This is a genomic window from Cupriavidus necator (assembly GCF_040578825.1).
In the GTDB taxonomy this organism is placed as follows: domain Bacteria; phylum Pseudomonadota; class Gammaproteobacteria; order Burkholderiales; family Burkholderiaceae; genus Cupriavidus; species Cupriavidus necator_E.
Window position 1 is genome coordinate 47,640 of the sequence record NZ_JBEFLI010000036.1, and the last position, 23,262, is coordinate 70,901.

Here is a 23,262-nt window from a genome sequence, read left to right on the forward strand (position 1 = left end):
CCCGGCCATGCTCACACCAGATTGTGAGTGCGCGCGGTGGCGGAGAGAATTGCATAGGTATGATGTATAGGTGCGGGATGCGCATTGAATCGCCGGGTCGGCAAGCCCATCCGCCAGCGCGGTGGCTCGCGTCAGTCAGAAGCGGTGTCGCAATCCAATACCGCCGCCTACCTTGCTACCCTTGACGCCCATGAATGCGGGCAGCGCGTAGGCGCCGTTGATGCGGTTGAAATCCACCTCCGCGTAAATGTCCGTACGCTTTGAAAGGTTGTAGTCGGCAACGCCGGTCACCATGATCCGGCTACCGGAAGCGTTGCGCTGCCGGTCGTAATGTGACGCCACCGATAAGGTCAGGGCTCGCGTGGCCGACACTGCAAAGCCACCCGTGAATACATCGTTGCGGGTCGGACTTGCGTCAAATCGATTGTTCAGATAACCGAAGGTCAGCTTGACGATTCCCCACTGATAATTGCCGCCCAGGCCCCATACCTTTCTCGCCTCCGGTGTCGTCAGCGCATTTGCCTGTTGCCAGAAGCCGCCCACGTCGACTGGGCCCTGCTTATAGCCCAGGGAGGCACCATAGCTGGAACTTGGCTTCATATGGCCGGCCACCTCGCCGAAGGTATAGTGCGCGCCCGCCGATAGCGCGCCCCATTGTCCGAGGTACTTGGCCATGTTGTCCTGGCGCGGCCCCGTATAGCCGTTGAGGATAGTGATGGCGTCCAGATTCGGATGCCCATTAGGCTGGAAACGGGACGTGGCATCGTAGGCCGTGGTGAACTGCCGGCCAAAGGTCAGCTTGCCGAGGGTGTCGTGGTTCAGCCCCACCCAGGCCTGCCGTCCGAACAGGCGCCCCTGTCCGCCCGTGCTTTGCTGCCCATAGTTTGCCGTTGCGGTACCCTGCGACGATCTCCCGGTCGTCGGATCAAAGCCGCTTTCCAGATTGAAAATGGCGGACAGACCTCCTCCGAGCGCCTCGTTGCCGCGCATGCCCCAGCGCGAGCCGTTGAAGTACCCGTCGGTCAATTCGGCCAGGTGGTTGTCGCCCGCATTATTGTTCGAATAGCGGACCGTGGTATCGATAATGCCGTACAGGGTGACCCCGGACGGGGTCTGCGCCTGAACGGAACCAGCGATGACGTAGCCAAGGACGGCTCCGGCCGCCAGCTTCCTGTGTGCCCGGTTCCCCCGCGCCAGCTTGATATGCATTCCATCTCCCCATGGCTTGTTTTGGTATTTCGCCGCGACCTTGCGCCGTGCAAAGCGGGTGGCGACTCGAAGCCAGTTTGGAGGGATCTGCTGAAAGGGGGAATTGCAATGTTTCGAAGAATTGATGCAATCCGTGCATCGTTGGCGGCGAACGAGCCAAAGGCGGTGCGTTGCTCCCGGCAGAACCAGTGAGCAACCGGTGAGGCGCAGTCCAACGAATTCGCGCACCAGTTCCGGTTCTTCACAATCACCGGCAGCCGCCGCACAATAAAAATCCGCGCCGTCCCTGAGAGAGAGAACGGCGCGGCGCCTAAAAAGAAGACGTGATGGTCGCACGCCTTCCATACCGCCGGGCCCCACGACCCGGCGGCGGTGACCAGGAGAGTCAGGCCACTTTCTTGTCTTCGAAGAACTGCTCGTCTTCGGTGGAACCCTTCAGTGCGGTCGTCGATGACTGGCCGCCTTCGATGGTCTGGGTCACGGCGTCGAAGTAGCCGGTGCCGACTTCGCGCTGGTGCTTGACCGCGGTGAAGCCCTTCTCGGCGGCCTTGAACTCGGCTTCCTGCAGTTCCACGAACGCGCTCATCTGGTTGCGGGCGTAGCCGTAGGCCAGGTTGAACATCGAGTAGTTCAGCGAGTGGAAGCCGGCCAGCGTGATGAACTGGAACTTGTAGCCCATCGCGCCCAGTTCCCTCTGGAACTTGGCGATGGTGGCGTCGTCCAGGTTCTTCTTCCAGTTGAACGACGGCGAGCAGTTGTAGGCCAGCATCTTGCCCGGGAACTTGGCGTGCACGGCTTCGGCAAACTTCTTGGCAAACTCGAGGTCCGGCTTGCCGGTTTCGCACCACACCAGGTCAGCGACTTCGGCGTACGCGAGGGCACGCGAGATCGACTGCTCCAGGCCGTTGCGCACGCGGTAGAAACCTTCCACGGTGCGCTCGCCGGTGCAGAACGGCTTGTCGTTGTCGTCCACGTCCGAGGTCAGCAGGTCGGCGGCTTCGGCGTCGGTACGGGCGATCACCAGGGTCGGCACGCCCGAAACGTCGGCGGCCAGGCGCGCGGCGGTCAGCTTGGCGACGGCTTCGCGGGTCGGCACCAGCACCTTGCCGCCCATGTGGCCGCACTTCTTCACCGAAGCCAGCTGGTCTTCGAAGTGAACGCCGGCGGCGCCCGCTTCGATCATCGACTTCATCAGTTCGAACGCGTTCAGCACGCCGCCGAAACCGGCTTCGGCGTCGGCAACGATCGGGGCGAAGAAGTCGGTGTCGCCCTTGCCTTCGCTCCACTGGATCTGGTCGGCGCGCTGGAAGGTGTTGTTGATGCGCTTGACGACTTGCGGCACCGAGTTGGCCGGGTACAGCGACTGGTCGGGGTACATTTCGCCGGCCAGGTTGGCGTCGCCGGCGACCTGCCAGCCCGACAGGTAGATGGCCTTCAGGCCGGCCTTCACTTGCTGCATGGCCTGGTTGCCGGTCAGCGCGCCCAGCGAGTTGACGAACGGCTCGGTGTGCAGCAGGTTCCACAGCTTCTCGGAGCCGCGGCGCGCCAGGGTGTGCTCGACCTGAACCGAACCACGCAGGCGCACGACGTCTTCAGCGGTGAAGTTGCGCTTGATACCCTTCCAGCGGGGATTGGTATCCCAGTCTTTCTGCAGGGCCTGGATCTGTTCTTGGCGGTTCATATCACTCTCCTGAAGGTGTTGGGGGGATGGCTGAGAATCTCTTGATCAACTTGCCTGCCCGCGCTGCCGCGGGGCTTTTTTCAAGTCTCAGGTCATGTGTCTTATATAAGAGTGTAGAGAACCGTCCCGCGTTGCAACAACCCCGATCCACAGTCAGTGCTTAGTTTTTTTAATCAATAAATTCAAGTGCTTAGAGAAATTATTTCACGATGCGGGACATGATATTCCATCATGAGAAATAGCCTTGTGCTCTGCAAACCAGGTATTTTTGCGGTTCAAAACATCTTTCCACATCGTGAAAAAAAGTGATGGGTTCAGGCCGCTGCCGTATCCCGCGCCCGGCGGTAGGCCACCCAATCGCCGCTATCGATCCGGGGCAGCGCGGCCACCGCAGAGTCGGCCACCGGATACAGCAGGCAGCCGACCGGCTGGCCCAGATGCAACACGGCTTGTTCCTCACGCACGAACAACGTGGCCTGGCCCGGATAGACCTCCTCGATCTCGTCGAGCACCGGCACCAGCGCATCGGCAACGTCGTAGATATCGCCGACCACCTGACCGGCCGTATCGTCCAGCACCAGCCCGGGATAGCTGCCGAAGTCATACAGCCGGCCAGCCACCGTGGCCGTGCCCAGCAGCGTGGGCGCGGTGATGCCGTGGCGCTGCGCGGCGGCGTTCAGGTCGTTGACCTCGCCCGCGCGCAGCGTGCCGTAGACAAAGACGCGCGGCATGCTCAGCCCTCCAGTTGCTCGTCCGAGACCAGCACGCCGTCGGCGTCGGCATAGATCCAGTTGCCGGGGCGCACCACGGCGCCGGGCATCTGCAGCGCGACTTCGCTTTGGCCGATATTGCGCTTCTGGCTTTTCTGCGGATGCGCGGCGAGCGCGCGGATGCCGAGATCGCAGGCGTCCAGCTCGGCGGTATCGCGGATGCAGCCGTTGACGACGATGCCGGCCCAGCCGTTCTTCTGCGCCAGCACGCCGAGGTTGCCGCCCACCAGCGCGCAGCGCAGCGAACCGCCGCCATCGATTACCAGCACCCTGCCCTGGCCCGGCGTTTCCAGCACGGTGCGCACCAGCGAGTTGTCTTCGAACACCTTCAGCGTGGCCGCGGGGCCGGCAAAGGCGTCCTGCTTGCCAAAGGCGCGGAACACCGGCGCCATCACGCGCAGGGTGCCGGCGGCAAGGCGGTCTTCATAGGCGTCGCACAGGTCGGTGGTGACAGGCTTCATCGGTCGGTCTCCTGATGGGATGGATAGCATTCGGTGTACCGGGGGCTTCAGCGCTTATGGCTGGCGAGCGCCTGCGCGCGGATCGCGCTCAGCGTGGTGCGCGGCGTGATCACATCGGGGTCGACGCGGATCTCGATCAGCGTCGAGACCGGCGCGGCCAGCGCCTCGCGCAAGGCCGGCGCGAATGCCTCGGTGGTGGTCACGAGCTCGCCGCGTGCGCCATAGGCGCGCGCCAGCGCGGCAAAGTCGGGGTTCTGCAGCTCGGTGCCCGACACATGGCCCGGATACTCGCGCTCCTGATGCATCCGGATGGTGCCGTACATGCCGTTATTGACGACGATAAACACCACCGGCGCCTGGTACTGCATCGATGTAGCAAGTTCCTGGCCATTCATCAGGAAGCAGCCGTCGCCGCCCAGCGCCACCACGGTGCGCTGCGGGAAGGCGATCTTGGCGCCCACTGCTGCCGGCACGCCGTAGCCCATCGCGCCGCTGGTGGGCGCAAGCTGGCCGCGCGCGCCGCTCGCATACGGGCGGTATTGGAAATAGCGGTGCAGCCAGCCTGCATAGTTGCCGGCGCCGTTGGTCACCACGGCATCGGCGGGCAGCATCTGGTCCAGCGTGCGGATGACCTCGGCCATGTCGACGCCCTGCCCCGTGAACGGCGGCGGCTGCAGGTAGCGTTCGTAGTCGGCGTGCGCGGCCTCGGTCCACTCGCGCCAGCGCGGCGCGGCGGGCGGCTGCAGGCCGGCCAGGCGCGCGGCGATGGCCGGCATCGACGCCTGGATCATCAGGTCGGCCTGATAGACGCTGCCCAGTTCCTCCGCGCCGGCGTGCACATGGATCAGCGTCTGCGCGGGCCGCGGCGCGGCGATCAGCGTGTAGCCGCCGGTGGTCATCTCGCCCAGCCGCGGCCCGATCGCCAGCACCAGGTCGGCATTGCGGATGCGCTCGGCCAGCGCCGGGTTGATGCCGATGCCGACATCGCCGGCATAGTTGGGATGACGGTTGTCGAACAGGTCCTGGCCGCGGAAGGCGCAGCCGACCGGCAGCGCGAAGTGTTCGGCAAAGGCCTGCAGGTCGGCGCACGCCTGCGGGGTCCAGCCGCTGCCGCCGGCGATCACGAAGGGGCGTTCAGCGGCGCTGAGCCTCTCGGTCAGGCGTGCCAGCTCAGGCTCGCCGGGCCAGCTCATCACGCGCTGGTAGGGGCCAAGCTGCGGCACGGTGGCGGTCTGCGCCAGCATGTCCTCGGGCAGCGCCAGAACCACCGGCCCGGGGCGGCCCGAGGTGGCGGTCTGGTAGGCGCGCGCGATGTATTCGGGAATGCGTTCGACGCGGTCGATCTGCGCCACCCACTTGGCCATCTGGCCGAACATGCGGCGGTAGTCGATCTCCTGGAAGGCCTCGCGGTCCATGAAGTCGGTGCCGACCTGGCCGATAAACACGATCATCGGCGTCGAGTCCTGGAACGCGGTATGCACGCCGATGCTGGCATTGGTCGCGCCCGGTCCGCGCGTGCAGAAGACCAGCCCGGGGCGGCCGGTCAGCTTGCCGTAGGCTTCGGCCATCACCGCCGCCCCGCCCTCCTGGCGGCAGACGATGAAGCGGATCTGATCGCGGCGGCGGTGGAAGCCGTCGAGCACCGCGAGGTAGCTCTCGCCCGGCACGCCGAACGCCAGCCCGGCGCCATGCGCCAGCAGCGCATCGACCAGGATATGGCCGCCTGACATCGGGATAAGCAGCGAAGTGTCGCGATCGGAACCGTCGTGCGGGTCGGAAGTGGCCGGCGTCGATGACATGGAAGCCTCCTCAGGCAAGCGAATTCGGAAAGCGGTGGGCAGCGCGCCCCGGTCGTGGCTAGGCAGCCTCCGCCCGGGCCGCCGCGGCGCCTTTGCGCGAGCGGTTACCATTGCCCACGGTCACCGCGGTGAAGATCGACAGCAACTGGAAGCCGCCGATCATGAAGAAGACCCAGCCCGGCAGCTTCGCGTCCATCAGCGCGCCGAAGAACAGCGGACCGCATGCCAGCCCGATATCGAGCCCGGAATAGACCACCCCATAGACGCGCCCGGTGGCGCCCGCCGGCGCGGCGGCGCGCACCAGCAGGTCGCGCGACGGACCGGCGGTACCGGCGCCAAAACCGATCACGCCCATCAGCACCGGCACCAGCAGCGCCGGCACCAGGTCCAGCCCGACCAGCACCGCCATCAGCCCGGATACGGTGAAGCTGACCGCGATCAGCCGGTCATGGTTAGTGGTGCGGCTGGCGGCAAAGCCCCCGACGATCATGCCGCCGGCGCTGCACAGCATGTAGATGGTGTAAGACGCGGTGGCCAGCGTGAACGGCATGCCGTACAGATAGGTCAGCGCGGTCGGCGCAAAGCTCTGGATGCCGGCGGCGGAGAACGTGGTCAGCAGGAAAAAAGCCCAGCACACCCACACCTGCGGCAGCCGCAGGAAGCCCAGCAGGCTGCCGCCGGCGGCCTTGGCCGCGGGCCGGCCCACGGCATCGCGCATCTCGCGCGGGTCCAGCACATGGCGCAGCACCACCAGCACCGCCAGCACGATAAAGGCCACCGCCGAGGCCGCCGCCAGCGCCATGCGCCAGCTCGCCAGGTTGGCGATGGTCACCAGGAACAGTGGCGCCGCGGCCCAGCCGAGGTTGCCGGAAATGCCGTGCACCGAGAACGCATGGCCCAGCCGCGGCTGCGATACATGCTTGTTCAGCAGCGTGAAGTCGGCTGGATGGAATACGCCGTTGCCGACCCCGGCCACCGCCGCGCCCACCAGCAGCGCGCCATAGCCCGGGCTGGCCGACAGCAACAGCGCCGCGCTGCCCAGGAAAGCCAGCCCGCCGAACAGCACCGGCCGCGCGCCGAAGCGATCGACCACGAAGCCCGACGCGGTCTGCACCACCGCCGATACCGCAAAGAACACCGTCATCAGCAAGCCCAGCTCGGCATAGCTCAGGCCGAACTCCGCCTTGATCCACGGGAACAGCGGCGCCAGCAGCAGGTGATAGAAGTGAGAGACGCCGTGCGCCAGCCCTACCAGCCCGATCACCTGGGCGTCATGACGAAGGGAATTGCGCGTGGGCTCGAGGGTGGCGGTGGACATGGCGCTGGCGGTGGCGGTGGCTGTGCGGGGGACGGACGGCGGCGGCCAAAAAAACGCGGGCCGAAGCCCGCATCATAGAGGAAAACCACATTCGGCTGCAGCGGGGTGGTGCCCACGCCGCCCGGCGGTCGTCCTACATCTGCTTGAACAGGTGCGCGTACTGGCGCGCCACCGGCAGCAGTTCCGGGCGGTCGCGCAGCCGCAGCGACAACCGGCCCAGCGACTGGTTGACCGCGCTGGCCACGCAGTTGATGTTGACCACGGTGCCGCGGTGGACCTGCCAGAAGCGGTCCGGGTCGAGCTGCTGGGTCAGTTCGCGCAGGCTGGTGCGGATCAGCGCCTCGCCGGTGCTGGACACCACGTTGACATACTTGTCGGTGGCTTCGAGGTAGATCACCTCGTCGACCGGGATGATCCGGACCTCCTGCCCTACCAGCGCCTTGATAAAGCGCAGGTACTGGCGCTGGGAAGTTCCGGCAGCCCCGGGGGTGGCGTGCTCCAGCGACTCCAGCCGCGCCAGCAATTGCCCGAGACGGTCGGTATCGAGCATGCCGGACTCGCCTTCGGTATCGGTATCGTCATCGGCGCCGTCATTGGCAGCGCCCTGGAGCCGCTCCTTCAGCCGCTGCACAGTCGCCTCCAGCCGTTCGCGCTGGACCGGCTTGAGCACGTAGTCGACCGCGGCGCGTTCGAAGGCCTCCAGCGCAAACTGGTCGTACGCGGTGACGAAGACCACCAGCGGCGGCACATCGAACTCGATCAGTTCGCGCGCCACGTCCATGCCGCTCATGCCCGGCATGCGGATATCCAGGAAGGCCACGCGCGGCTGGTGCTCGCGCGCTGCCGCCAGCGCGGCCACGCCGTCGTGGACCACGGAAACGATACGGGCCTCGGGCCACAGCGACTTCAGTTCGGATTCCAGCACGCGCGCCAGCAGCGCTTCGTCGTCGGCAATCAGCAGGGTCGGGGTCATGGGGGCGATGGAATGAGGACTGGATCCTGGCGCTGAGGGTGGCACCGCGATGCGCGGTGCCTGTCGTTCTTCTTGTCAGGGCATATTCCGCCGGCGCGTTCTAAGGCTGCGGCATGGCCTGCGTCGATACCGGCATGGGCTCCGGTGCGGTGGTGACAGTCTGGGTGATCGTGGGCGCCTCCGCCGGGCGCGTCAGCGGCAGCGTCAGCCGCACCACCACGCCGCGCGGCGTGTTCTCTTCCATCTGCATGCTGGCGGACGCGCCGAAGATGCGCGCCAGCCGCTCGCGCACATGGGTCAGCCCCAGGCCCGAGCCCTTGCCCCCTGCATGGCCAAAGCCCACGCCCGTATCGGCGATGATCACCTGCACGGCGTTGTCGCCCGCGGCCCGCGCCGACAGCCGGATATGGCCGCCGATCATGCAGGGCTCGATGCCGTGCGTGACCGCGTTCTCCACAATCGGCTGGATCAGCATCGGCGGGATCTCTACCTTTGCCAGCTCGCGCGGCAGGTCGATGTCAAACGAGAGCCGCTGGCCGAAGCGCATGCCCTGGATATCCAGGTAGCTGCGCAGCAGCTCGAACTCCTGCCGCAACGTGCATTGCTCCGCGCGGGTATGCGCCAGCGACATGCGCAGGAAGCCGATCAGCCGCTGCAGGAGCTGGCGCGCGGCGGGCGGATCGGTAGCGATCAGGCCGTCGAGATTGGCGAGCGAATTGAACAGGAAATGCGGCTCGATCTGGGCCTGCAGCGCCATCAGTTGCGCGCGCACAAGCTGCTTCTCGGCCTCCTCGCGCTGCAGCGCGTCGAGCGCGGCCTGGCGCTCCAGGTAAGCGAGCTTCTCGCGCGACCAGTAGAAGTAGATCATCGACGCCGAAGCCAGCATCCCCACCACCAGGCACATGCGCAGCATGTCGCCGGTTTCGGCGATCGACTTGGGCGGCAGTTCCAGCGTCACCCGCGTGGCCCAGCTGCCGAACACCACGCCGGCGGGCACCGCGGCCGCGGCCAGCAGCAGGAACGGCCAGCGGCGCGGCCGGTCGTTCCACCAGATCAGCACGCGCGGGATATCGATCAGCAGCCAGATCGACAGGCCGATCAGCTGGCTGTAGACAAAGTTGTGCCAGAGCGTGCCGCCGGTCTGGAAGCCGTAGTTCAGGCTCACCGCGATCACCGTGTTCATGCACAGCACGAACAGCAGGTCGCGCCCGAGGATGTTGAGGCGGGACGGAATGGCAGTGGCGACGGTGGAGAAGCAGCGATCCATGGCGGTCATGTTAGCGTGGACTGGGCCTCACGCAATGCGGGGCGGTGATGTGGCGGACAGCGCCGGCCGCGGCCCGCATTATCCACCCGGCCCCGACGGGTTGTTCGCCTGCGGCGGCGCTGCGGCGTGCCGGCGGGTCAGCGCGCGCCACCATTGCCCGGACAGCACGTAGCGCGGAAAGGTGATCCATTGCTCGGCGAAGATGCGGCCGGCGATATCGGCAGGCCCGGCGAACGGCTCCGGCGCGCTGGCTTCGAGCCGGTGGCCGCGCCCCTGCAGCGCCAGCGACATGCCCATGCATACCAGCCCCAGCGCCATCGCCGGCAGGCTCAGGCGCAGCAGGCCATAGCCGGCCAGCACCGTGCCTGCCATGAACAGCGGCACGGCCACGATATGCAGCAGCAGATTGCGGGGATGCTGGTGGTTGCGGCCATAGCCGCGCCACTGCCAGCGCAGCAGCGGTTCGTCGCGCATGATGGTCTCTCTCCCTTGCCCCTCTTTCCTTGCCCTGCGTCCGCACTGGATCGTCACGGACGGGCCGCCGCGCGCATTATTTGTTGCGCTGCGGTACGCCGGCGGCGCCCGCCGGTCTGGCGATGCGCGGCACGTGCAAGGACTTTACCCCTCACACGGGCGCGAAGAAAGACTCTTGCGACGAATGGCGGGCACGGGGCGCGAAATGCCCCGTGCGGGGGCAAACGGCTGGGGCGGACTGCGGCCTTGGGTGCGGGCCGCGCCGCTTGCCGGCTGCGGGGGTCGACCGGTCAGGCCGCCAGTGCCTGGCGCTCCTGCTCGGTCAGCGCGCTGGTCACGGTATCGCGCGACAGGTGCGGCGCGAACATGTTGATAAAGGCATGCGCGTAGCCGCGCAGGTAGGCGCCGCGGCGCACCGCCACGCTGGTGGTGTTGGGCGCGAACAGGTGGTCGGCCGAGATCCGCACCAGCCCTGCATCCTTGCGCTCGTCATAGGCCATCGAGGCGATGATGCCCACGCCCAGGTCCAGCTCGGCATAGGTCTTGATCACATCGGCGTCCAGCGCGGTCAGCACGATCTCCGGCTGCAGCCCGGCTTCGGCAAAGGCGCTGTCGATCTTGCGGCGGCCGGTGAAGCCGGCGTCATAGGTGATGAGCTGGAAGCCGGCCACGTCTTCCAGCGTAGGCTCGGGCAGGCGCGTCAGCGGATGGTCGGGCGAGACCACCAGCACGTGCTGCCAGCTATAGGCCTCGAACGAGGTCAACCCCGCTTCGGTCGCCAGCGCCTCGGTGGCGATGCCGATATCGGCCTGCCCGGTCAGCAGCAGCTCGACGATATGCGTGGGCGACGCCTCCTGCAGTGCCAGCGTCACATGCGGGTATTCGCGGCGGAACGACTGCACCACGCGCGGCAGCGCATAGCGCGCCTGCGTGTGGGTCGTGGCCACGGTCAGGCGACCGGTGTGGCGGCCGGCGAACTCGTCGCCGGCCTGGCGCAGGTTCTCGGCCTCGAGCAGCAGGCGCTCGACGATGCGCACGATCTCGCGGCCCGGTTCGGTGAGTCCGGTCAGGCGCTTGCCGTAGCGCTCGAAAATCTCCACGCCGAGCTCTTCCTCCAGCTCGCGGATCTGGCGCGAGACGCCGGGCTGCGAGGTATAGAGCGCGTTGGCGACTTCGGTCAGGTTGAACTGGCGGCGCACCGCCTCGCGGATCGATCGGAGTTGCTGGAAGTTCATGGCGTGACCTTTTCTTGTTGGGTGGACGTGGCACCGTTGGAGTGGGGCTGCGTGCCCGGTCGCGTGCTCGGTTGCGTGAACACGCGCAGCTGGCGCGGTCTCACCGCCAGCAGTTCGCCCTCGCGGAAGCCCGCATGGCGGAAGCGCTCCAGCGGCAGCGCCACTTCGATGACGTCCTGGTTGTCTTCGCGTTCGAGTTCGAGTTGCGCAACCGGGCCCAGCGTCAGCGCGCGGCGCAGCGTGACGGCGATGCCGTCGGCGCCGGGCGCGTAGCGCTCCAGATCGAGGTCATGCGGGCGCACATAGGCGACCGCGTCGCCGGCGGTCTCGTGGCCGCTGCCGATCACCGGCAGCACCGCCTCGCCGGTATGCAGCACGCCCCCGCTCTCGCCCACTTCCAGCCGGCCGTGGAACAGGTTCACGTTGCCGAGGAAGCCGAACACGAACGGCGTGGCCGGATGGTTGTAGACCGCCTCGGGCGAGCCGTACTGCTCCACGTGGCCGCGGTTCATCAGCACCACCTGGTCGGCCACTTCCAGCGCCTCTTCCTGGTCGTGCGTCACGAACACGCTGGTCACGTGCAGCTCGTCATGCAGGCGGCGCAGCCAGCGGCGCAGTTCCTTGCGCACCTTGGCGTCGAGCGCGCCGAAAGGCTCGTCGAGCAGCAGCACGCGCGGCTCCACCGCCAGCGCACGTGCCAGCGCGATACGCTGGCGCTGGCCGCCGGAGAGCTGCGACGGGTAGCGGTCGGCCAGCCAGTCGAGCTGCACCAGCTCCAGCAGCGAACGCACCTTGTCGCGGATCTGCGCTTCGCTGGGGCGCTCGGCGCGCGGCTTCACGCGCAGGCCGAAGGCCACGTTCTCGAACACACTCATATGCTTGAACAGCGCGTAGTGCTGGAACACAAAGCCCACCTGGCGCTGACGCACATGCTGGTCCGAGGCATCGCGCCCGGCCAGCACGATCTGGCCCGCGTCGGCGCGCTCCAGGCCGGCGATGATGCGCAGCAGCGTGGTCTTGCCGCAGCCGGACGGCCCCAGCAGCGCGGTCAGCTCGCCCTCGTCGAAATCGAGCGAGACATTGTCCAGCGCGACAAAATCGCCAAAGCGCTTCTCTACGTTCTTGACCTGGATGCTCATGATGCTTTCCTTACACAGAGGCTTGCAGTGTTGCGAGGGGCCGCTCGGGCGCCGCCTCTTCGGTTTCCTTGCGGGCGCGCCACTCCACCAGCGTCTTGATGCCGAGGGTGACCAGCGCCAGCAGCGTCAGCAGCGAAGCCACCGCGAAGGCCGCCGCGAAGTTGTACTCGTTGTAGAGGATCTCCACATGCAGCGGCATGGTGTTGGTCAGCCCGCGGATATGGCCCGACACCACCGATACCGCGCCGAACTCGCCCATTGCCCGCGCATTGCACAGGATCACGCCGTACAGCAGGCCCCAGCGGATATTGGGCAGCGTGATATGGCGGAAGGTCTGCCAGCCCGAGGCGCCCAGCACGATCGCGGCCTCTTCCTCTTCGCTGCCCTGCGCCTGCATCAGCGGGATCAGCTCGCGTGCGACGAAGGGGAAGGTCACGAAGATGGTGGCCAGCACGATGCCCGGCACCGCGAACATGATCTTGATGTCGTGCGCTTCGAGCCACGGTCCCAGCCAGCCCTGCGCGCCGAACAGCAGCACGTAGACCAGGCCGGAGATCACTGGCGACACCGAGAACGGCAGGTCGATCAGCGTGATCAGCAGGTTCTTGCCGCGGAAGTCGAACTTGGCGATGGCCCACGCCGCCGCCACGCCGAAGACCACGTTCAGCGGCACCGCGATCGCCGCCACCGTCAGCGTGAGCTGGATCGCGGCCAGCGCGTCGGGTTCGATCAGCGCTTCCCAGTAGGTCTGCACGCCCTTGCGCAGGGCTTCATAGAAGACCGAGGCCAGCGGTACGAACAGGAACAGCGTGAGGAACAGCACCGCCAGCGTGATCAGCGTGTAGCGCACCCATGGCGCCTCGCCGGTGGCATCGAACTTGTGATGGGCACGGGCTTTCCCCTGCCCGCCCAGGCGTCCCGAAACTGCGCCGGCCATGTCAGAACTCCTTGCCCGTGGCGGGCGCTTCAGGTGCCAGCGCCGCACGCACGCCGGATTGATGGCGGCGCGTCCAGGCTTGCAGCAGATTGATCAGCAGCAGCAGCGCGAACGAGATCACCAGCATCACCACCGCCACCGCGGTGGCGCCGGCATAGTCGTATTGCTCCAGCTTGGAATAGATCATCAGCGGCGCGATCTCCGACACCATCGGCATGTTGCCGGAGATAAAGACCACCGAGCCGTACTCGCCGGTGGCGCGCGCGAACGACAGCGCAAAGCCGGTCAGCAGTGCCGGCAGGATCGCGGGCAGGATCACGCGGTGGAAGGTCTGCAGCCGGTTGGCGCCCAGGCTCGCGGCGGCTTCTTCCAGTTCCTGCTCCACATCCTCCAGCACCGGCTGCACCGTGCGCACCACGAACGGCAGGCCGATAAAGGTCAGCGCCACCACCACGCCCAGCGGCGTGAAGGCGACCTTGATGCCAAGCGGCTCCAGGTAGCGGCCGATCCAGCCATTGCCGGCAAACAGCGCCGTCAGCGCGATACCGGCCACCGCGGTGGGCAGCGCGAACGGCAGGTCCACCAGCGCATCGATCAGGCGCTTGCCGAAGAAGCGGTAGCGCACCAGCACCCACGCCACCACCAGCCCGAACACCGTATTGACGATGGCCGCCACCAGCGACGCGCCAAAGCTGAGCTGCAGCGATGCCACCACGCGCGGCGCGGTGATCGAGGTCCAGAAGGCGTCCCACGTCATCGTGAACGTCTTCAGGAACGTGGCCGACAGCGGGATCAGCACGATCAGCGTCAGGTAGAACAGCGTAAAGCCCAGCGACAGGCCGAAGCCGGGCAGCACGGTGAAGCGCTGGTTCGCGCCGCGCTCGGGCCGGCGCGCGGCGCGAGGCGAATCGGGGGCGGCTGGCGTGGTATCCGCCAGGGAAATGGAGGGAGGCATGTCGTCTCGTCTGGTGAGCGGCGCACCGCCGGCGCTCTTGCTAAGGCGCGCCCGGCGGGCCGTTCTTTATGACGCCAGCGCATATTGCGCCGGCCTACGAGACAGATTCTGCAGAGTCGCCCTTATAAACAGAACGAATCTTTCTGAATTTTCTTAGACGGTTTAGATATAAGGGACGGTGGACGGCACTTCGACCCCGGCTTCCCATGCGGCGCTGGGGCCACTTCCGACGCCGGCCTCACCGCCCTGACCGATCCGCTGGACCAGCGTATCAAGCAGCGCGAGGCCTTCGGGCCACTCGCGGAGGCCGGAATCGGCATTAATGTGGCCCAGCATGCCCGCATCGATCAGTTCGCTGCCCCACAGCGTGCCCCAGCTAAAAGCGGTGCGCTGCGGCATCCAAGGGTCGTCGCGGCTGGCCACCAGAATCGTCGGAAACGGCAGCCGGTACGCCGGCAGCAGCGCCGCCACGCCGAACTTGTCCGGATCGGCAGGCGCCACCAGCAGTGCGCCGGCAATGCCGACCGGGTCCAGTGCCGCCTGGCGCAGCGTGGCCAGGCAGCCGAAGCTGTGCGCCACCAGCACCGCGCCGCGCGAGGCCACGCGCCGGGCGCGCATCACGCCTTCGGAGACGCGCTCGGCCCACAGCGGCAGGCTCGGGCGCGACCAGTCGTGCTGCTCCACGCGCTGCCAGTCATGGAATCTCTGTTCCCAGCGGCTCTGCCAGTGCCCCGGGCCGCTGCCATGCAGCCCCGGCACGGTCAGCACCTGCAGGTGGCGCGGGATTTCCAGCCGCGTGCGCGCGCCGGTCGATGGCGGGAGGGATTGCGTCATACCGGCTCCTTGCTCAGTTCATTGGCCGTGGCCGCCGCGGGCACCACTGCATGCGCCGCGCGCAGCCCGGCCGCGCTGATCGGTGCGCCGGCAAAGGCGCCCTGCCCCAGGTCGATGCCGGCGGCCTGGAGCCGCTCCACGCTCTCGGCGTTCTGCAGCCGCCGGCCGATCAGCGTGACGCCGGCGCTGGCCGCGCTCGCACGCAGGCCGGCCAGCTGGCGGTCGGTCCAGGTGCGGCGCATATCGAGCTTGAGCCAGTCCGGCAGCGCGTGCGCCATCAATGCGCCCGCCTCAGCGGGATCGGATGCCTGCAGGCTGACCGCGAACCCGTTGCGGCGGTAGTTGCCGACCACATGCAGCAACAGCGGCAGGTCATCGTTGGCGCTGGCCGGCACCTGGATCACGAAGCGCTCCAGCGGCAGCCCCAGCGATTGCAGCGCGCGCCGGAAGGCGGCGCCGTGGTCGTCAGCCACCGCGGCCAACAGGCGGTTGTGCACGTTCAGCACCAGCTTCTGCTCGCCATCGGCGGCGAAGTAATTGATCGCATGCAGCAGCCGCGACAGGCGGTCGAGCGACACCAGCGTGTGGTCGTCGGCCGCCATCGCGAACAGCTTCCATGCCGCCAGGCCGACGCCGTCCTGCGCATAGGTATGGATCGAACCTTCATGCGCGACGACCTGGCGGTCGGCCAGCGTCACCAGCGGCTCGAATGCGCTGGTCAGCGAGCAGTTGAAGAACTGGCCCTGCACCTGCCCGCGCGCGTCGCGCCATAATTGCCGGTCAGCCATGGGCTGGCGCGGCAGCGATTCGAGATAGCGTTGGAGCGCAGTGGCTGCGCTCGTCGGTTCCTGCACGCCTGGCATGGCGATTCCTTCGGTTGAATGATGGCGGGCGCGGATATGCCCTGTAGCACTGTGTCGGCCTGCTTGCTCATGATAGGAGGTCGGCGGACGCGGGCGTATGAAGATTCCGTCATGTCGATGTGCGCAATGCTGTCGATGCGGTGCGCACTGCGCTTGCTGCCTTGCCTGCGGTCGCGTTTTCTGCCCCGTCCTCAGGCGGCCCAGCTCACGGTGAGCGGCGCGGGTGCTGTCTCTGGCACGGCTTCGGAAGGCTGCGCCTGCGCCGTCTGCCGCAGCATGACCCGCTGCAGCACTGCTGCTTCCAGTTGCGCAAACCCTGCGGCACCGCGTTCGCGCGGGCGCGCCAGCGGCACGCGCTGGTCCATCGCAATGCGGCCGTCCTCGATCAGCACGATGCGGTCGCCCAGCGCCACTGCTTCGGAGACATCGTGCGTGACCAGCAGCGCCGTGAAGCCCAGGCGCCGCCACAGGCCTTCGATCAGCCCCTGCATCTCGATCCGCGTCAGCGCGTCGAGCGCGCCCAGTGGTTCATCGAGCAGCAGCAACTGCGGGTGGTGCACCAGTGCGCGCGCCAGCGCCACACGCTGGCGCTGTCCACCCGAGAGCCGTGCGGGCCAGGCCTGCGCGCGGTCGGCCAGGCCCACCTGCGCCAGTACCTCGGCGGCCTGCGCGCGGCGTTCGCGCGGCAGGCCCAGCGCCACGTTGTCGAGCACGCGCTTCCACGGCAGCAGCCGCGCGTCCTGGAACATCACGCGCACGTCGGCGCCCTTGCTCCCCTTGCCGTTGCTTCCTTTGCGGCCGGTCTCGCCATCGATTGCGATGCTGCCCGCATCGGCATTCTCCAGCCCCGCCACCAGCCGCAGCAGCGTGCTCTTGCCGCAGCCGCTGCGCCCGACGATCGCCACGAACTCGCCCGGCGCCACGTCGAGCGCGACTTCGTGCAGCACTTCGCGGCCGTCATAGCGCTTGACCACCTGGCTCACGCGCAGCGCCACGCCGCCCTTGCTGCGCGGGGCCTCTGCCACGCTGCGTGCCGTCTCGCGGCGTGCGAGGCCCGCTTCCAGCTCGGCCAGCGCGGCCTGTTCCACCGGGTACATCTGCATATCGATCTCCTTGCCTTGATTGAGCGCGGCAGCGCGTCAGGCGGCCGCGTAGCCCGGATGCCAGCGCAGCCAGTAGCGCTCGAGCCCGCGCGACAGCAGGTCGGCCAGCTTGCCCAGCAGCGCATAGAGCAGGATGCCCACCAGCACCACGTCGGTCTGCAGGAACTCGCGCGCGTTCATGGTCATGTAGCCGATGCCCGACTGCGCGGAGATGGTCTCCGCCACGATCAGGATCACCCACATCAGCCCGAGCGAGAAACGCACGCCCACCAGGATGCCGGGCAGCGCGCCCGGCAGGATCACCTCGCGGTACAGGCTCCAGCCAGACAGGCCGTAGCTGCGCGCCATCTCCACCAGCCCCGTATCGACCGAACGGATGCCGTGATACGTGTTCAGGTAGACCGGGAAGAACACGCCCAGCGACACCAGGAACAGCTTGGCGGTCTCGTCGATGCCGAACCACAGGATTACCAGCGGGATCAGCGCCAGCGGCGGGATATTGCGCACCATCTGCAGCGAGCTGTCGAGCAGCGTGGCCGCGGTGCGGAAGGTGCCGGTCAGCAGCCCCAGCAACAGCCCCAGCCCGCCGCCAATGGCAAACCCTGCCAGCGCGCGCCAGGTGCTGACCCAGACGTGCTTCCACAGCTCGCCCGACAGCGCCAGTTCCCACGCGGCCTGCACCACGGCCAGCGGGGCCGGCAATACGCGGCTGGACAGCCAGCCGTTCTGCGAAGCAGCCTGCCAGACCACGATCAGCAGCACCGGCACGATCCACGGCGTGAAGGCGCGTGCGAGCTGCGGTGCGCGGCTTGGCGGCGGCAAAAGCGGAGCGCTCATGGTTGTCCCTCCTTCAGCTTTGCGCGGCGCGCGGCACGATGCCGGTTGCCATCACTTCGCCGAACGGGCCCGACAGCACCTTGCCGGGCAGCTTCTCGCGCACCGCGCGCGGCAGCAGCGGGAAGACCAGCTCGGCAAAGCGGTAGGCCTCTTCCAGGTGCGGGTAGCCGGACAGCACGAAGGTATCGATGCCAAGCTCGGCGTATTCGCGCATGCGTTCGGCCACGGTATGCGGGTCGCCCACCAGCGCGGTGCCGGCGCCGCCGCGCACCAGGCCGACACCGGCCCACAGGTTGGGGCTGATCTCCAGCGCCTCGCGCGTGCGGCGCGCACCGCCCGCATGCAATGCGGCCATGCGGCGTTGCCCTTCCGAGTCCATTTTGGCGAACACCGCTTGCGCGCGCGCCACGGTGTCGTCGTCAAGCCGGCTGATCAGGTCGTCGGCGGCGGCCCACGCGGCTGCATCGGTCTCGCGCACGATCGCGTGCAGGCGGATGCCGAACTTCACCGTGCGGCCGTGGCGCGCGGCCTGGCGACGCACGTCGTCGAGCTTCTGCGCGACGTCTGCCGGCGGCTCGCCCCAGGTCAGGTAGGTATCGACCTGCTCGCCGGCCAGCGCATGCGCCGGCGCCGACGAACCGCCGAAGTACACCGGCGGATGCGGCTGCTGCAGCGGTGGATACAGGACGCGCGCGCCCTTCACGCTCAGGTGCTTGCCTGTGAAATCGACCTGGCCGCTGTGATGGCTGGCCGCCAGCACGTCGCGCCAGATGCGCAGGAATTCGGCGGAGGCCTCGTAGCGCGCGGTATGGTCTAGAAACAGGCCGTCGCCTTCCAGTTCGGCGGTATCGCCGCCGGTGACCAGGTTGATCAGCAGGCGGCCGTTGGAAATGCGGTCGAAGGTGGCGGCCATGCGCGCGGCCAGTGTCGGCGCCATCAGGCCAGGGCGCACCGCGACCAGGAATTTCAGGCGCTGCGTGACGGCCGCCAGCGCGGACGCCGCCACCCACGGGTCTTCGCACGAACGGCCGGTGGGAATCAGCACCCCCTCATAGCCCAGCGTATCGGCGGCCACGGCCACCTGCTTCATGTAGTCGAAACTGACTTCGCGCGCGCCTTCGGAAGTGCCGAGGTAGCGGCTGTCGCCGTGGGTGGGGATAAACCAGAATACGTGCATGTCGTTCTCCTTATGGGCTTGCGAGGTACGCGCGCTGGCTAGCGCTGCGCCTGCTGCTGCGGCACGTCCCAGCGCGCATCGGCAACCTTGACGGGCCTGGGGATCAGCTTGAGCGAGTGGAAGGTATCGGCGATGCGCTGCTGCCCGGCCAGCACCTCGGCGCTGACCGGGCGCGCGCCGTACGAGAAGCGCGATACCGCGAGGTCCAGCACATCGGCAGGCAGGCCGGTTTCACCGGTCAGCACGGTGGTGGCGTCCTTCGGGTTCTTTTCCGCCCATTTGCCCAGCGTGGCCAGCTCGTCCAGGATCAGGGTCACGATTTCCGGCTTCGCCTGCGCATAAGGCCGCGAGGCCAGGTAGAACTGGTGGTTGCTGACCACGTTCTTGCCGTCCGCGCCGCGGCCATCGGCCAGCACGCGCGCGCCGAGCTGCTTCTCGGCGGCGGCCAGGAACGGATCCCAGATCACCCAAGCATCGACCGCACCGCGCTCGAATGCGGCACGCGCATCGGCGGGCGGCAGGTAGACCGGCTGGATCTCGCTGTACGGCACGCCGGCCTTCTCGAGCTGGCGCACCAGCAGGTAATGCACGTTGGAACCCTTGTTCAGCGCCACGCGCTTGCCGCGCAGCTCCGCCACCGAGCGGATCGCCGAGCCCTTGGGCACGACGATGGCTTCTGCGGTCGGCGCCGGCGGTTCGTTGCCGACATAGACCAGTTGCGCCCCCGCGGCCTGCGCGAAGATCGGCGGCGCTTCACCGACGGTGCCGAAGTCGACCGCGCCGACGTTCAGCCCTTCCAGCAGCTGCGGGCCGGCGGGAAACTCGGTCCATTTGACGGTGATGCCTTGCGGCGCCAGCCGCTTCTCCAGCGTGCCGCGCGCTTTCAGCAGCGTCAGCGTGCCGTATTTCTGGTAGCCGATGCGCAGCACCTTGGCGTCGATGTTCTTGGACTGCGCATCGGCGCGGCCCGGCAGCAGGCCGTAAGCGAGGCCGGTGGCCAGCACCAGCGCGGCGGTGATCAGGCGGCGGCGCTGCGTGGCGGCGCCGGACGGGGTGTTCGATGTCATGCGATGTTCCTGAATGGGATGGCGAGGGTGTTGGCGGCAGCACGCCTTCCTGCCGACCCCGCGGTGCGGGTGGCATGGCGTGGCTGCCGTTGCGCCGGGCGGGCCGGCGCGACTTCAGTCAGTCAGTTCAGGCGGAACATCGCTCGGCCACCGCAATGGCCGCTGCGCGTTGCACGAAGGCGCCGGGCAGCACGTCGAGCGGGACGTCGATGCGCGCATGCGCCAGCGCATCGCGCACGCGCAGCACGCCTTCATCCAGGCGGGCCGACAGCGCGGCATCGAAGCGCACCTGGCGCACGCCAGAGGCTTCGGTGGTTTCGATCTGCTGGTCCACGGCAAAGATGCCGGGCAGGATCTGGCGCGAGCCCAGCGCGGACAGCACCGGCCGCAGCGCATAGTCGATCGCCAGCGCATGGGCGAGACTGCCGCCGGTGGCGATCGGCAGCACGATCTTGTCGCGCAGGCCGGTCTGCGGCAGCAGGTCGAGGAAAGCCTTCAGCAGGCCGCTGTAGGCGGCCTTGTAGACCGGGGTAGCCAGCACTACCACTTGCGCCTCTGACACGGCGCGCGTGGCGGCGGCGATGGCGGGGTCGTCCACGCGCGCCGCCAGCAGCGGCCCCGCCGGCAGTTCGCGCAGGTCGAGGTGGAGGGTGCGTTCGCCGGCAGCCTCCAGCGCGGCGCGCAGGTGCGCCAGCACATGGCCGGAACGGGACTGGACCGACGGGCTGCCGGAGAGCGTCAGGATGGACATCGGGGCTTCCTTCTTCTTGATGGGCCGGTCGGCGCCGCGGCCGCCCCACGCGGCCCGGCGCGCCGGTCTGATGGGTTATTTCTTGCCGGGCTGGTAGATCTGGTCGAACGAGCCGCCATCGGCGAAGTGGGTCTTCTGCGCCTTCTGCCAGCCGCCGAACACCTCGTCGATGGTGAACAGCTTCACTTTCGGGAAGTTGGCCGCGTACTTGGCCGCCACTTTCTGCGAGATCGGACGGTAATAGTTCTTCGCTGCGATCTCCTGCCCTTCATCGGTGTACAGGAACTGCAGGTAGGCCTCGGCCGCCTTGCGCGTGCCCTTCTTGTCGACCACCTTGTCGACCACGGCCACCGGCGGCTCGGCCAGGATCGACACCGACGGCGCGACGATATCGAACTTGTCCGGGCCCAGCTCCTTGATGGCGAGAATGGCTTCGTTCTCCCACGCGATCAGCACGTCGCCCAGGTTGCGCTCGACAAAGGTGGTGGTGGCGCCGCGCGCGCCAGAATCCAGCACCGGCACATGCTTGAGCAGCTCGCCGACGAACTCGCGCGCCTTGGCGTCGTTGCCGCCCGGCTGGCGCAGCGCATAACCCCACGCCGCAAGGTAATTCCAGCGCGCGCCGCCGGAGGTCTTGGGGTTGGGCGTGATCACCTGCACGCCCGGCTTGATCAGATCGCCCCAGTCCTTGATGCCCTTGGGGTTGCCCTTGCGCACCAGGAACACGATGGTCGAGGTGTACGGCGAGGCGTTGTGCGGCAGGCGCTTCTGCCAGTCAGGCTTGATCAGGCCCTTCTCCGCGATGGCGTCGATGTCATAGCCCAGCGCCAGCGTCACCACGTCGGCGTCCAGCCCGTCGATCACCGAGCGCGCCTGCTTGCCCGAGCCGCCATGCGACTGGCGCACGGTCACGGCATCGCCGCCCTGTGCCTTCCAGGCCTTGGCAAAGGCGGCATTGACGTCGACATACAGTTCGCGGGTCGGATCGTAAGAAACGTTTAGCAGGTTGGCGGCCGAGGCGGTCTGCGCCGCCGTCAGTGCGCCCAGTACAGCCAGGCCGATGGCCAGTTTGCGGATCATCTTGTGTTGCTCCCGTCAGTGTCGTGAATGCGCTCAGGGCGCTGTCTGCTTGGTCCGCCGAGGCGGCCGGACTTGTGTCAGGAGCAAGACTACCGAGGGGGCTATCTGAACGGAACGAATGGTTTCGCCGATCCTTCGCTGTTTTTTGCATAAGATCGGACGGAAATATGGGCATGCCGTCTGCGATGGGCTGTGGGAGGGCGGGAGCACGATCCATCACGCCAGGGAAGCGCCCAAAAGAAAACGCCCGCACCGGCAAGCCGGTGCGGGCGAAGTTTCCATTCCGGAAACGGGTAGACAAGTCATGAAGAGCGCCCCCGCATCTCCATGACAAGGCGAATGTTAGCGGCAGGCCCGCGAACCCGGCTTGACCAAGGTCAAGCGCGGGCCATGTAGCAGAAAGCGAGCCGGGGCTCAGCCGCCTTCCTGGCCGGACTGCCGGGCCAGCAGGTCGGCCATCTCGTCGGCGTGCTCTTCCTCCACCGACAGGATCTCTTCCATCAGCCGGCGCGAGGTCGGGTCGCGTTCGCCCAGGAACTGGATGATCTCGCGATAGCTGTCGATGGCGATGCGCTCGGCCACGAGGTCTTCCTTGATCATGTCCGTCAGGGACGTGCCCTCCACATATTCCGCGTGGGAGCGGCTGGTCAGGCCGTCGGGCGCGAAGTCGGGCTCGCCGCCGAGCTGCACGATGCGTTCGGCGATCTGGTCGGCATGGCCTTGCTCTTCGTTGGAATGGGCCAGGAATTCATCGGCGACGCTCTTGGAGTTCGGTCCCTTGGCCATGTAGTAGTGGCGGCGATAGCGCAACACGCAGACGATCTCAGTCGCCAGCGCATCGTTGAGCAGCTTCAGCACGGTCTCGCGGTCCGCCGTGTAGCCCGCGGTCACGGCACCCTCGTCGATGTGCTGGCGGGCGCGCTCGCGCAGCGTCTTGACGTCTGTGAGGAAAGGCTTGTCGGTCATAGAAGGGCTCCTGGGGGATGGGCTGCGTGGGGCCGCAGCGCCATGTAAGAAAAGGCGACCTTTTTGCGACGCGAAAAGTGTGCCACTGGGCGGGTGGCAGGGAATGGCGGGCTCAGGCGGAGAATGCCGGGGTGGAGGCGTGAAAAATTTGCACGGACCGGGACCGGGTTACACGCGAAAAAAAGGTTCATCGAGGAATTCCGGGGAAGGCTGCGCGGATTTTGAGGAAGAAGTATTCCTCGTCGCGATAGCCGTACGCGCGGCGCTTGATGACCTTGATGGTGTTGTTGATGCCTTCGACCACGCTGGTGTTCAATGGGTGGCGGCAGCGGGCCAAGATGCCATGCCAGTAGCCTTGCAGGCGCT

General features: G+C 67.3%; 23 protein-coding genes. All 23 read right to left on the reverse strand.

Annotation, left to right across the window (positions count from 1 at the left end; all coding sequences use genetic code 11):
* Positions 1–135: 135 nt before the first annotated feature.
* The gene (locus AB1I47_RS18600; protein WP_354685212.1) at positions 136–1,209 is read right to left on the reverse strand and encodes a porin; all 1,074 of its coding nucleotides are present in this window, start codon (positions 1,207–1,209) and stop codon (positions 136–138) included.
* Between the two features lie 385 nt (positions 1,210–1,594).
* Positions 1,595–2,890 (reverse strand): isocitrate lyase, encoded by a 1,296-nt coding sequence (gene aceA, locus AB1I47_RS18605; protein ID WP_354685213.1) that lies wholly within the window; start codon positions 2,888–2,890, stop codon positions 1,595–1,597.
* A 314-nt stretch (positions 2,891–3,204) separates the two neighbouring features.
* Positions 3,205–3,621, reverse strand: a complete 417-nt coding sequence (locus AB1I47_RS18610) for a gamma-glutamylcyclotransferase family protein (protein ID WP_354685214.1) — start codon at positions 3,619–3,621, stop codon at positions 3,205–3,207.
* Positions 3,622–3,623: 2 nt separating this feature from the next.
* Positions 3,624–4,121, reverse strand: a complete 498-nt coding sequence (rraA, locus tag AB1I47_RS18615) for a ribonuclease E activity regulator RraA (protein ID WP_354685215.1) — start codon at positions 4,119–4,121, stop codon at positions 3,624–3,626.
* Positions 4,122–4,168: 47 nt separating this feature from the next.
* Positions 4,169–5,851 carry a thiamine pyrophosphate-binding protein gene (locus AB1I47_RS18620; protein ID WP_354685235.1) on the reverse strand — a complete coding sequence of 561 codons (1,683 nt, stop codon included), beginning with the start codon at positions 5,849–5,851 and terminating at the stop codon, positions 4,169–4,171.
* A 127-nt stretch (positions 5,852–5,978) separates the two neighbouring features.
* Complete coding sequence (locus tag AB1I47_RS18625) at positions 5,979–7,238, reverse strand: MFS transporter (RefSeq protein WP_354685216.1); 1,260 nt, start codon at positions 7,236–7,238, stop codon at positions 5,979–5,981.
* 133 nt (positions 7,239–7,371) lie between these two features.
* Positions 7,372–8,211, reverse strand: a complete 840-nt coding sequence (locus tag AB1I47_RS18630; RefSeq protein ID WP_354685217.1) for a LytR/AlgR family response regulator transcription factor — start codon at positions 8,209–8,211, stop codon at positions 7,372–7,374.
* 100 nt (positions 8,212–8,311) lie between these two features.
* Entirely contained in the window at positions 8,312–9,487 is a 1,176-nt protein-coding gene (locus tag AB1I47_RS18635) for a sensor histidine kinase (RefSeq protein WP_354685218.1), read from the reverse strand.
* A gap of 69 nt (positions 9,488–9,556) precedes the next feature.
* On the reverse strand, positions 9,557–9,952 hold the full coding sequence (locus AB1I47_RS18640) for a DUF962 domain-containing protein (RefSeq protein ID WP_354685219.1): 396 nt from the start codon (positions 9,950–9,952) through the stop codon (positions 9,557–9,559).
* 290 nt (positions 9,953–10,242) lie between these two features.
* Positions 10,243–11,187 carry a CysB family HTH-type transcriptional regulator gene (locus AB1I47_RS18645; RefSeq protein ID WP_354685220.1) on the reverse strand — a complete coding sequence of 315 codons (945 nt, stop codon included), beginning with the start codon at positions 11,185–11,187 and terminating at the stop codon, positions 10,243–10,245.
* Entirely contained in the window at positions 11,184–12,326 is a 1,143-nt protein-coding gene (locus AB1I47_RS18650; RefSeq protein WP_354685221.1) for a sulfate/molybdate ABC transporter ATP-binding protein, read from the reverse strand. The genes AB1I47_RS18645 and AB1I47_RS18650 overlap by 4 nt, the downstream gene beginning before the upstream one ends.
* 10 nt (positions 12,327–12,336) lie before the next feature.
* Positions 12,337–13,263, reverse strand: coding sequence for a sulfate ABC transporter permease subunit CysW (cysW, locus tag AB1I47_RS18655; RefSeq protein WP_354685222.1), 927 nt, complete (start codon positions 13,261–13,263; stop codon positions 12,337–12,339).
* 1 nt (position 13,264) lies between these two features.
* Positions 13,265–14,218, reverse strand: a complete 954-nt coding sequence (cysT, locus tag AB1I47_RS18660; RefSeq protein WP_354685223.1) for a sulfate ABC transporter permease subunit CysT — start codon at positions 14,216–14,218, stop codon at positions 13,265–13,267.
* Positions 14,219–14,380: 162 nt separating this feature from the next.
* Entirely contained in the window at positions 14,381–15,052 is a 672-nt protein-coding gene (locus AB1I47_RS18665; RefSeq protein WP_354685224.1) for an RBBP9/YdeN family alpha/beta hydrolase, read from the reverse strand.
* On the reverse strand, positions 15,049–15,915 hold the full coding sequence (locus AB1I47_RS18670) for an EAL domain-containing protein (RefSeq protein WP_354685225.1): 867 nt from the start codon (positions 15,913–15,915) through the stop codon (positions 15,049–15,051). The genes AB1I47_RS18665 and AB1I47_RS18670 overlap by 4 nt, the downstream gene beginning before the upstream one ends.
* A gap of 191 nt (positions 15,916–16,106) precedes the next feature.
* Entirely contained in the window at positions 16,107–17,018 is a 912-nt protein-coding gene (locus AB1I47_RS18675; RefSeq protein ID WP_354685226.1) for an ATP-binding cassette domain-containing protein, read from the reverse strand.
* Positions 17,019–17,054: 36 nt separating this feature from the next.
* The gene (ssuC, locus tag AB1I47_RS18680) at positions 17,055–17,855 is read right to left on the reverse strand and encodes an aliphatic sulfonate ABC transporter permease SsuC (RefSeq protein ID WP_354685227.1); all 801 of its coding nucleotides are present in this window, start codon (positions 17,853–17,855) and stop codon (positions 17,055–17,057) included.
* Positions 17,856–17,868: 13 nt separating this feature from the next.
* A complete protein-coding gene (gene ssuD, locus AB1I47_RS18685) occupies positions 17,869–19,032 on the reverse strand; it encodes an FMNH2-dependent alkanesulfonate monooxygenase (RefSeq protein WP_354685228.1) in 1,164 nt (387 codons plus the stop codon).
* 38 nt (positions 19,033–19,070) lie between these two features.
* Positions 19,071–20,099, reverse strand: coding sequence for a sulfonate ABC transporter substrate-binding protein (locus AB1I47_RS18690; protein ID WP_354685229.1), 1,029 nt, complete (start codon positions 20,097–20,099; stop codon positions 19,071–19,073).
* A gap of 127 nt (positions 20,100–20,226) precedes the next feature.
* The gene (ssuE, locus tag AB1I47_RS18695) at positions 20,227–20,850 is read right to left on the reverse strand and encodes an NADPH-dependent FMN reductase (RefSeq protein WP_354685230.1); all 624 of its coding nucleotides are present in this window, start codon (positions 20,848–20,850) and stop codon (positions 20,227–20,229) included.
* A 75-nt stretch (positions 20,851–20,925) separates the two neighbouring features.
* A complete protein-coding gene (locus AB1I47_RS18700) occupies positions 20,926–21,930 on the reverse strand; it encodes a sulfate ABC transporter substrate-binding protein (RefSeq protein ID WP_354685231.1) in 1,005 nt (334 codons plus the stop codon).
* 414 nt (positions 21,931–22,344) lie between these two features.
* Positions 22,345–22,896, reverse strand: a complete 552-nt coding sequence (locus AB1I47_RS18705; protein WP_116356691.1) for a ferritin-like domain-containing protein — start codon at positions 22,894–22,896, stop codon at positions 22,345–22,347.
* Between the two features lie 187 nt (positions 22,897–23,083).
* On the reverse strand, positions 23,084–23,262 hold a 179-nt coding region (locus tag AB1I47_RS18710; RefSeq protein WP_354685236.1), incomplete at its 5' end, for a transposase.

Excerpts from the sequence above, each read along its gene's own strand:
- AB1I47_RS18690 (WP_354685229.1), bottom strand. The coding sequence starts at position 20,099 with ATGACATCGAACACCCCGTCCGGCGCCGCCACGCAGCGCCGCCGCCTG.
- AB1I47_RS18645 (WP_354685220.1), bottom strand. The coding sequence starts at position 11,187 with ATGAACTTCCAGCAACTCCGATCGATCCGCGAGGCGGTGCGCCGCCAG.
- ssuC (WP_354685227.1), bottom strand. The coding sequence starts at position 17,855 with ATGAGCGCTCCGCTTTTGCCGCCGCCAAGCCGCGCACCGCAGCTCGCA.
- AB1I47_RS18630 (WP_354685217.1), bottom strand. The coding sequence starts at position 8,211 with ATGACCCCGACCCTGCTGATTGCCGACGACGAAGCGCTGCTGGCGCGC.
- rraA (WP_354685215.1), bottom strand. The coding sequence starts at position 4,121 with ATGAAGCCTGTCACCACCGACCTGTGCGACGCCTATGAAGACCGCCTT.
- AB1I47_RS18665 (WP_354685224.1), bottom strand. The coding sequence starts at position 15,052 with ATGACGCAATCCCTCCCGCCATCGACCGGCGCGCGCACGCGGCTGGAA.
- AB1I47_RS18610 (WP_354685214.1), bottom strand. The coding sequence starts at position 3,621 with ATGCCGCGCGTCTTTGTCTACGGCACGCTGCGCGCGGGCGAGGTCAAC.
- AB1I47_RS18620 (WP_354685235.1), bottom strand. The coding sequence starts at position 5,851 with ATGTCAGGCGGCCATATCCTGGTCGATGCGCTGCTGGCGCATGGCGCC.
- AB1I47_RS18640 (WP_354685219.1), bottom strand. The coding sequence starts at position 9,952 with ATGCGCGACGAACCGCTGCTGCGCTGGCAGTGGCGCGGCTATGGCCGC.
- AB1I47_RS18670 (WP_354685225.1), bottom strand. The coding sequence starts at position 15,915 with ATGCCAGGCGTGCAGGAACCGACGAGCGCAGCCACTGCGCTCCAACGC.
- cysW (WP_354685222.1), bottom strand. The coding sequence starts at position 13,263 with ATGGCCGGCGCAGTTTCGGGACGCCTGGGCGGGCAGGGGAAAGCCCGT.
- cysT (WP_354685223.1), bottom strand. The coding sequence starts at position 14,218 with ATGCCTCCCTCCATTTCCCTGGCGGATACCACGCCAGCCGCCCCCGAT.
- AB1I47_RS18650 (WP_354685221.1), bottom strand. The coding sequence starts at position 12,326 with ATGAGCATCCAGGTCAAGAACGTAGAGAAGCGCTTTGGCGATTTTGTC.
- AB1I47_RS18705 (WP_116356691.1), bottom strand. The coding sequence starts at position 22,896 with ATGACCGACAAGCCTTTCCTCACAGACGTCAAGACGCTGCGCGAGCGC.
- ssuE (WP_354685230.1), bottom strand. The coding sequence starts at position 20,850 with ATGTCCATCCTGACGCTCTCCGGCAGCCCGTCGGTCCAGTCCCGTTCC.
- AB1I47_RS18700 (WP_354685231.1), bottom strand. The coding sequence starts at position 21,930 with ATGATCCGCAAACTGGCCATCGGCCTGGCTGTACTGGGCGCACTGACG.
- AB1I47_RS18625 (WP_354685216.1), bottom strand. The coding sequence starts at position 7,238 with ATGTCCACCGCCACCCTCGAGCCCACGCGCAATTCCCTTCGTCATGAC.
- ssuD (WP_354685228.1), bottom strand. The coding sequence starts at position 19,032 with ATGCACGTATTCTGGTTTATCCCCACCCACGGCGACAGCCGCTACCTC.
- AB1I47_RS18635 (WP_354685218.1), bottom strand. The coding sequence starts at position 9,487 with ATGACCGCCATGGATCGCTGCTTCTCCACCGTCGCCACTGCCATTCCG.
- AB1I47_RS18600 (WP_354685212.1), bottom strand. The coding sequence starts at position 1,209 with ATGCATATCAAGCTGGCGCGGGGGAACCGGGCACACAGGAAGCTGGCG.
- AB1I47_RS18675 (WP_354685226.1), bottom strand. The coding sequence starts at position 17,018 with ATGCAGATGTACCCGGTGGAACAGGCCGCGCTGGCCGAGCTGGAAGCG.
- aceA (WP_354685213.1), bottom strand. The coding sequence starts at position 2,890 with ATGAACCGCCAAGAACAGATCCAGGCCCTGCAGAAAGACTGGGATACC.